Source organism: Micromonospora sp. PTRAS2 (assembly GCF_054052245.1).
Genome location: NZ_JBSWBU010000013.1, coordinates 66,980 through 73,705, shown reverse-complemented (window position 1 = coordinate 73,705; position 6,726 = coordinate 66,980). Strand labels below are relative to the sequence as shown.

The 6,726-nt window shown below is 71.2% G+C and carries 6 protein-coding genes; all 6 read right to left on the bottom strand.

From position 1 onward, the window contains the following. Window positions 1–406: 406 nt before the first annotated feature. The 6 genes from ACVMYR_RS28330 to ACVMYR_RS28305 all read right to left on the bottom strand — a co-directional run bounded on the left by ACVMYR_RS28330 (window position 407) and on the right by ACVMYR_RS28305 (window position 6,626). Window positions 407–2,194: a S9 family peptidase gene (locus ACVMYR_RS28330; protein WP_457123227.1), complete on the bottom strand. Its 1,788-nt coding sequence runs from the start codon at window positions 2,192–2,194 to the stop codon at window positions 407–409. 421 nt (window positions 2,195–2,615) lie between these two features. Next, window positions 2,616–2,969, bottom strand: coding sequence for an adenosylmethionine decarboxylase (speD, locus tag ACVMYR_RS28325; protein WP_457123226.1), 354 nt, complete (start codon window positions 2,967–2,969; stop codon window positions 2,616–2,618). 12 nt (window positions 2,970–2,981) lie between these two features. Continuing rightward, window positions 2,982–4,106 (bottom strand): hypothetical protein, encoded by a 1,125-nt coding sequence (locus ACVMYR_RS28320; RefSeq protein WP_457123225.1) that lies wholly within the window; start codon window positions 4,104–4,106, stop codon window positions 2,982–2,984. Further along, window positions 4,103–4,780, bottom strand: a complete 678-nt coding sequence (locus ACVMYR_RS28315) for a methyltransferase domain-containing protein (RefSeq protein ID WP_457123224.1) — start codon at window positions 4,778–4,780, stop codon at window positions 4,103–4,105. The genes ACVMYR_RS28320 and ACVMYR_RS28315 overlap by 4 nt, the downstream gene beginning before the upstream one ends. Next, window positions 4,777–5,523 carry a class I SAM-dependent methyltransferase gene (locus ACVMYR_RS28310; RefSeq protein ID WP_457123223.1) on the bottom strand — a complete coding sequence of 249 codons (747 nt, stop codon included), beginning with the start codon at window positions 5,521–5,523 and terminating at the stop codon, window positions 4,777–4,779. Before ACVMYR_RS28310 ends, ACVMYR_RS28315 begins: the two co-directional genes overlap by 4 nt. Continuing rightward, window positions 5,520–6,626 (bottom strand): NAD(P)-dependent oxidoreductase, encoded by a 1,107-nt coding sequence (locus ACVMYR_RS28305; RefSeq protein ID WP_457123222.1) that lies wholly within the window; start codon window positions 6,624–6,626, stop codon window positions 5,520–5,522. Before ACVMYR_RS28305 ends, ACVMYR_RS28310 begins: the two co-directional genes overlap by 4 nt. Window positions 6,627–6,726: the final 100 nt, after the last annotated feature.

Sequence of the window (6,726 nt, the reverse complement as noted above, 5' to 3'; positions counted from 1 at the left end):
ATTCTCGCAAATGGGGCGCGCTTGGCCGACGGGCGCAACCGAGATAACTCTGAAAGCGGGCAGGCGGCCGGCTCCGCACCAGCCGGTACATACCCGACAACCTGAGCCTGCGGCATGCCACACTCAGCCGGCCGCGCGCGGCGGATGCGATGACGGGCTGGCTGCGGTGCTGGTGAGTGGCCGTAGTGGGCCAGCTCCAACGCCTCTCGGTGGCGGTCGTCTCAACGCCGGCTGAACCTCAGGCGGAGCCGACAAGTCGAAGTCGTCGCACTGGAGGCTCATCGATTTGAGGATGTTCGCCCCCAGTAGGCGGTCGGCGGCGTGTGCGGCGTATAGCGCGGCGGGCCAGTAGCGCTGCGCCGCCGCATGCAGCCCAGCGTCGAACGACGCCCAGAATGGTGGGGCATCAGCTGCCGGTGGCAGCAGTGTGGCACCCCGGCTCTCCGCTGGCCTCGCCCATCCACGACCGGTAGTAGGCCAGCTCGGCCTCCAATGCTGCCCCAGCGTGTCCGGAGGTGGCCACGTAGTGGCCGACGCCGTCGAGCAACAGCAGCTCGTGTGGCAGGCCGAGGCGGGTCAACTGCGCGGCGAGGTCCCGCGCGTCGTCGACGGTGGCAACGGCGTCGACGGTGCCGTGGACGAGCAGCACCGGCCGGCGGATCGCGTCGGCGTGGACCCGGCCCGCGCCGCCCCGCAGGCGCAGGGCATGGGCGCGCTGGAATCTGGGCACGGTGGTCGCCCACCGGTCGGGATCCACGATCGCCGAAATGGCCGTGGCGGCGGCGAACGGCCCCTCCTGCGTCGCCGCGTGGAGGGCCGTGTACCCGCCGGCGCTCGCACCGCGGATGAAGACCCCACCCGGCACCGCTCGCCCCGTTACCAGCAGGTGCTCGGCCACTGCTCGGCAGTCGTCGACGTCATCGACACCCCACCGGCCGTACAACGACTCGCGGAACGCCCGCCCGTAGCCGGTGCTGCCGAGATAGTCGACATCCACGACGGCGAACCCACGGCTGGTGAAGAACTGCGCCTGCCAGTCCAGGCGCAGCAGGCAGGAGGCGGTCGGGCCGGGGTGCGCACGGACGATCACGGGCGCCCGCCACCCCGGCCCCGAGCCTGTCGGCGGATATACCAGGGCCAGCACCTCACGGTCGCCAGCGACCCGCACCCGCAGCTCCGTCGGCGTCGAGACCGCGCGTCCGCCAAGGCGGGCGTGTTCCGACCGGGCCAGCACCTCCAGGCGGGGACCGTCAGTAGTCAGGTGTACCAGCGCGACCTGCGGCGCCGCCGTCGGTGACGAGGCGATCAGCGCGACTGCCGTCCCGTGCGCCGCCACGTAGGGCTTGATCGACGTGTACGGAAGCTCGACCGACGTCGCAGTGCCGGACGGGTCGACGAGGAGGAGGCGGTGTCGCGGCCCCTGCTGCACCGCCATCACGATCCGTCCGTCGTTGAGGAAGTCGTACGACGCGTAGCCCAGTTCCCAGGGCTCCGCCACGCACTCACCCGCGACGGGGGCTACGGCTTGGATCTCCTGTCCGTTCCACCGGAAGAGGTTCCACCAGCCACTGCGGTCCGACATGAAATAGAGCGCGCCGTCAGGGCCCCACCGTGGCTCCACCGCCGACTCGTCTGCCCCGCCCGCGACCCGCACGGGATCCCTGATGCCTCCGCCAGGCTCGTAGGGCGCCACCCACAACTCGCAGGCATCCCACGGCATGTCCCGCTCGCTCCACCACGACCACGCCAGCAAGGCCGGCCCTGGTCGGGGCGCGCCGAAGAAGCCCGCCGACTCGGCGAGGACCCTCAACTGCGGCGGCCCTGTGAGCGCCACCGCGACCAGCTCGTCGCCCTGCTCGGACTCCCGCACGGCCAGCAGCTCGCCCGCACCGACGGACAGGTCTCCCATCTCTCCTGGACTGATCAGTGCCAGCTCGTCACCTCCGCGGCGATGCCGGTACAGGCCGCCCTCGCCGACACACCACAGGTCGCCGTTGACGACGGCGAAGGAGCCACCGCCGTAAGCGTGCACCGCGCTGCCGATGTGGAAGTTCGCGGGACCCGCGTCCCGCGTTCCTTCGCCGGGCTGCCACCGCGTCAGGGTTGCGGCTCCGCCGGCATCGGGGCGCGTCTCCAACCAATAGAGCGAACCGTCGAAGATTCGAAGCTGGTCATAACTAACGGATGCGCGCACCGCATCCGTCGCCGCAATAGGAGTGTTGGCTGTCCCCGCCCTCACGCGCGCTTCCCCGCGCAGCCCGGCATCGCGCAGGCAGCTCGGCAGAAGGTGAACGCACTCGGATGCCGCGTCCTATGCGCCGCCAGCCGAGGCGTGGGCGGACTGGGTCTCGGGGACTCGCGGGGGTGGGCAGCCACAACGCCGACTCTACGCCCGCCGACACTCAGGCCCTGCGGACTCTTGTCTCCGTGCTCCTGCGCCGGCTCTCCTGCTCGACGCCGGCGGCCACGGCAGGAGCTTCAGCTGGCGAGGAAGCTGAGGTTCGGAACGTGGTCGCACACATGTTGGTGCACATTGGGAGAGCGCGTCGATAGGGAGTCGGCAAGGAGCGTCCGGTGATCGCTCAGTCGGGCCCTTCTGCATGCGTTGACCGGGTCTATGCCCCAGTCGGAATGGGCAGCAGCAATCGGGGGATCCGCCCGGTCGATGCGACGGTTCCGTCGAGCAGGTCGAGGATCGGCTGGACTGCGCCGTCCGGGTCACTGTCCGCCCGGCAGGTGAAGACGTCGATGTGCGCCAGCTCGTACTCGGGCCAGGTGGTGACGACGATGTGGGATTCGGCGAGTACGAGCACGCAGGTGACGCCGTGTGGTTGGAAGGTTTCGACCAGCTCTGACCGGGGCGTGTTGCCCAGCAGCCGGCACGTCTCGCGCATGGTGGCCATGATCTGCTCTGGGCTGGCCTGGGAGATTCGGGCGCAGTGGGTCACGTCGTAGACGGCGTGGATCACGGGGTCCTCGATTCAGGCGGCGCGGGGCGCGGGGCGGGCGGCCAGGTGGTCGGTCAGTAGGGCGGCGAAGTAGTCGACGGTGTAGGAGCGGTGCAGGCGGCGCGGCTCGACCGCCCACCGGGTCACCTCGGTCCACAGCGTGTCGAGGATGTGTTCGCCGTGGTCGGCGAGCAGGACGTCGAGGTTCAGGAACAGTTCCGGCAGGTCGGCGTAGGTGCCCTTGGCGACATAGAGGCTCTTGGAGAGTTTTCCGCCGGTGCGGTCGACCACGAGGGGCGTGAACACCGAGATGGGCCAGTCCCGGGTAGGGATGCCGAGGGTGGCCAGGCCCGGTGAGAGGACCTGGCTGTGCCAGGCTCCGCCCCAGTCGGCGCCGTCGGCCGATACCGAGCAGGCGTCGTAGACGTCATTCTCCGCTGCGAGGAGGTAGCCCTTCTGGATGGAGCGGACGGGGGTGTTGGCGTCGTACCAGCCGCCGCCGTCGATCGGGACGTGCTCGGTGTACGGGCCATGGTCGGGGCAGACGCTGTCGAGTTGGACGGCGTCGGACAGTGCGGTGATGCGCAGCCGCCTGCCGGCTTTCTCCATCAGCTGGCAGGCGGGGCAGCGGGGGCGGACCTTGACGATGCCGTCGGTGGGTGCGCAGATCGGGGCGAAGTCGTCGAGGTTCTGCGCGATGCGGTGCAGGCATTCCCGGACCGGACGCAGGTTCTGGTAGACGCGGTAGGGGCGGACCTCGTAGGGGACGCCGGAGCGGTCGCGGGCCCAGTTCAACAGCCGCCGGAATCCGTCGGTGCGGGTGGCCCCGTCGAGGCGGCCGGCGTCGATGAGGTCGCCGACGGTCCGTGTGTAGTGCTCGCCGTTGCGTTGTACGTGCTCGGCGGGCGCGTTCTCCAGGGCGTCGAAGACGACGGTCGGGGGCAGCCCGAGGGCGTCGGCGGCGTGGGCGGCGAAGGCGAACACGGTCAGGATGGTGACGGTGGTGCCGAAGTGGGGTACGCCGTTGAGCTGGGCGGCGGTCGTGACGCGTAGCGCGGACCGGCCGGCGGCGGCGACGCGCAGCAGGTCGGCGTTGCGGCTGGTGAGGTGGGCGATGCCGACCGGCGCGAAGATGAGGTTGTCGCTGGCGGTGGTCACTGTTTCCTCCCGAGGTAGAGCCAGAGGCTGGGGAACTGCGGGTCGGAGCTGGCCACCCGGCGTAGCAGGTGCGGGTGGATGCCGGCGTCAGCGAACGCGTGGCGGTAGAGCCTGTCGGTCAGCGCGACCCGACCGTGTTGGCGGGACGGTTCGGGGACCCAGTTCGCGCCGGCGCACCAGCCGCCCGGGGCGAGTGGGGCGTGGGCGCGGCGCCAGGCGTCGAGGAAGTGCGGCGGGTCCGTGGTGAGGCCGAGGAGCCCGAACTGGGTGATCAGATCGGTGCTTGCCGGTGCCAGTGGGAGTGCCGGCGCGGCGAGACAGTCCGCGACGATCGTCCCGGCGAGCGCCCGGCACCGTTGCGCGAAGTCGGCTTTGGTGCGGTTGCAGAGGGCCAGTGCAGTCCCGTACGCCGGCCGTGGTTGCCGTCGCGCGGCGAACCGGGACAGGATGGCCAGCCTTTCGGGGTCGATGTCGACGGCGATGACGTGGTGCGCGGTGAGGGGGATCGACCACAGCAGCGACTCCGATCCGGATCCGAGGTCGCACCAGGTGTGCACGGCGGGAAGGGTGGCCAGCGCCTGCAGGATGTCCTCGGTGCCCATTCCGAACTGGAAGGCGTCGTTGTAGTACGTCTGCCAGTACGGATCTGCGTCGTGGACCGTCTTCCCGGTCACGCTGATGCCCTGGTGAGGAGGGCTTCGCTGAGCTGGCCGAGGCCGGGTCGCCAGGCGGCGACGGTCAGGCCCACGGTGGCGGCCGCGTCGGTGACGTCGGCCCGGTCGAGCAGCCGCATGACCACGGTGTGCCGGTAGGCCACTTCCCCGTCGCTGTCGCGGGTGAGCGCGAAGTCGATGCTGAGGTGTTTGCCGTGGCGTCTCTGCCGACGGCGTCGCACCAGCGCGCCGCCGTCCGGATCGGGGAGCCGGCGGTCGACGAACCAGGAGCCTGAGGCCTGAGGTTCGTAGAAGCCGCACCGCTCGGCGGGCTCGCCGAGGATTGCCTGGACCAGGATCCTGCCGCCGGGTACCAGCATGCCGGCGACGGCGCGGAGGATGTCGGGTAGCGGCAGGTCGTGGGCCAGCTGGTTGAGTGCTCCGTTGGGGATCACCGCCAGGTCGACCAGGGGGTGACCGGTGGAAAGATCTTCGACCCGCGTCCGGAGCAGGGTGACGTTCGGGATGCCGGCCACGTTGCGTTCGGCGGCGGCGAGCATCTGCGCGCTGGCGTCGACGAGCAGCGTCGCGCACCCGGCCGTGGCGTAGCGGCGCACGAAGTGGCCGGTGCCGCTGGGGATCTCCGCCACCGTCGTCCCGGGCCGGAGGAGTTGGTCGAGCATGCGGGGAGCGGTCAGCCCGGCTTCCGCCTCCGCCGCGTACGACCGGGCACGGGCGGCATATCCCGTTTCCGCGCTACTCATGACGCCATCCCGTGGAAGCGGGCGTGCTGGCGGATCACGGGGTGCACGAGCGCGTTGCCGGCGACGATCCGCGCGGTCTGCACGGCCGCGTCGTCCCGCCCCCGCAGTGCGGTCTCGGCGAGGCGCACCAGGTACGGGGCGGCGTTCGCGGCGTAGGCGTGGCTCGCCGTGACCGGCACCAGGGCGGGCCAGATGTCGACCTTGACGTGCAGCACGCCGCGCACGATGCGCGGCGGGTCGCCCGGTTTCTGCAGGGGCCCGGCGGTGGGGAGATAGCCGGGGCCGTATCCGCAGGTGGCGTCGACGATCACCGCGCCCGGCCGCATGTCGGCGAGGTCGGTTTCGTGGATCATGGGCGGGGTGTCGTAGGTGGAGATCAGGATGGCTCCGACGATGAGGTCCGCGTGGCGCAGGCACTCGCGCAGCACCGGGGGTTCGTTGGCGAGCACGGTGACGCCGGCGGGGGTGTCGGTCCGGTAGGCGTCGCGGGTTCGGGGACCGCTGGTGAGGACGGTGACCCGCGCGCCGAGCTGTGCTGCGGTGAGCGCTGCGGCGCGGCCGACGTTGCCGCTGCCGATGACCACGACGTCGACCGGTTCGGCGCCGGGGACACGGCCGCCGAGCAGGACGCCGCGGCCCGAGGGATGCTGCAGCGCCTGTGCGCCGGCGAGGATCGCCTGGATGCCGGCGATCTGGCCTCCGGGTCGGCCCAGGGGGAACCGGCCGTCCTCGGAGAGGAGCTCGTAGCTCCAGGCGGTCGCACCGCTGTTGACGAGCGCAGTGAGCAGCTCGGGGTCGCCTTCGGCGTGGAAGAGCGCGCCGATGTGCTGGCCGGGGGCGACGCGCCCGATGTCGGCCGGGTCGGAGGCCTTGTAGCGCAGCACGAGTGGAGACGCCCAGACGTCGGCGGGTGCGGCGAGGTTCGCGCCGGCCTGCCGGTATGCCTCGTCGTCGAGGAAGATGCCCCGGCCGATGCCCGGCTCGGCGAGCACGGTGAAGCCGTGGTCGGTGAGGGTGCGGGCGAGGGCGGGGGTCAGTATGGTGCGGCGGTCCGTGGCGCTCTCTCGGGGGAATCCGACTGCGTGTCGGGGCTGGGGGTGCACGGTTGACGACCTCCTGGCGGGGTGCCGATCTGGTAGCGGCACCATCACCCGGCGTGCGCGGGTGAGGCCAGTTCACGTTTGTCGTCGCGCTGTCGTCGCG

Bases quoted from the DNA above. Each gene is read 5' to 3' on its own strand.
- ACVMYR_RS28310 (WP_457123223.1), bottom strand. From the start codon at position 5,523: ATGAGTAGCGCGGAAACGGGATATGCCGCCCGTGCCCGGTCGTACGCG.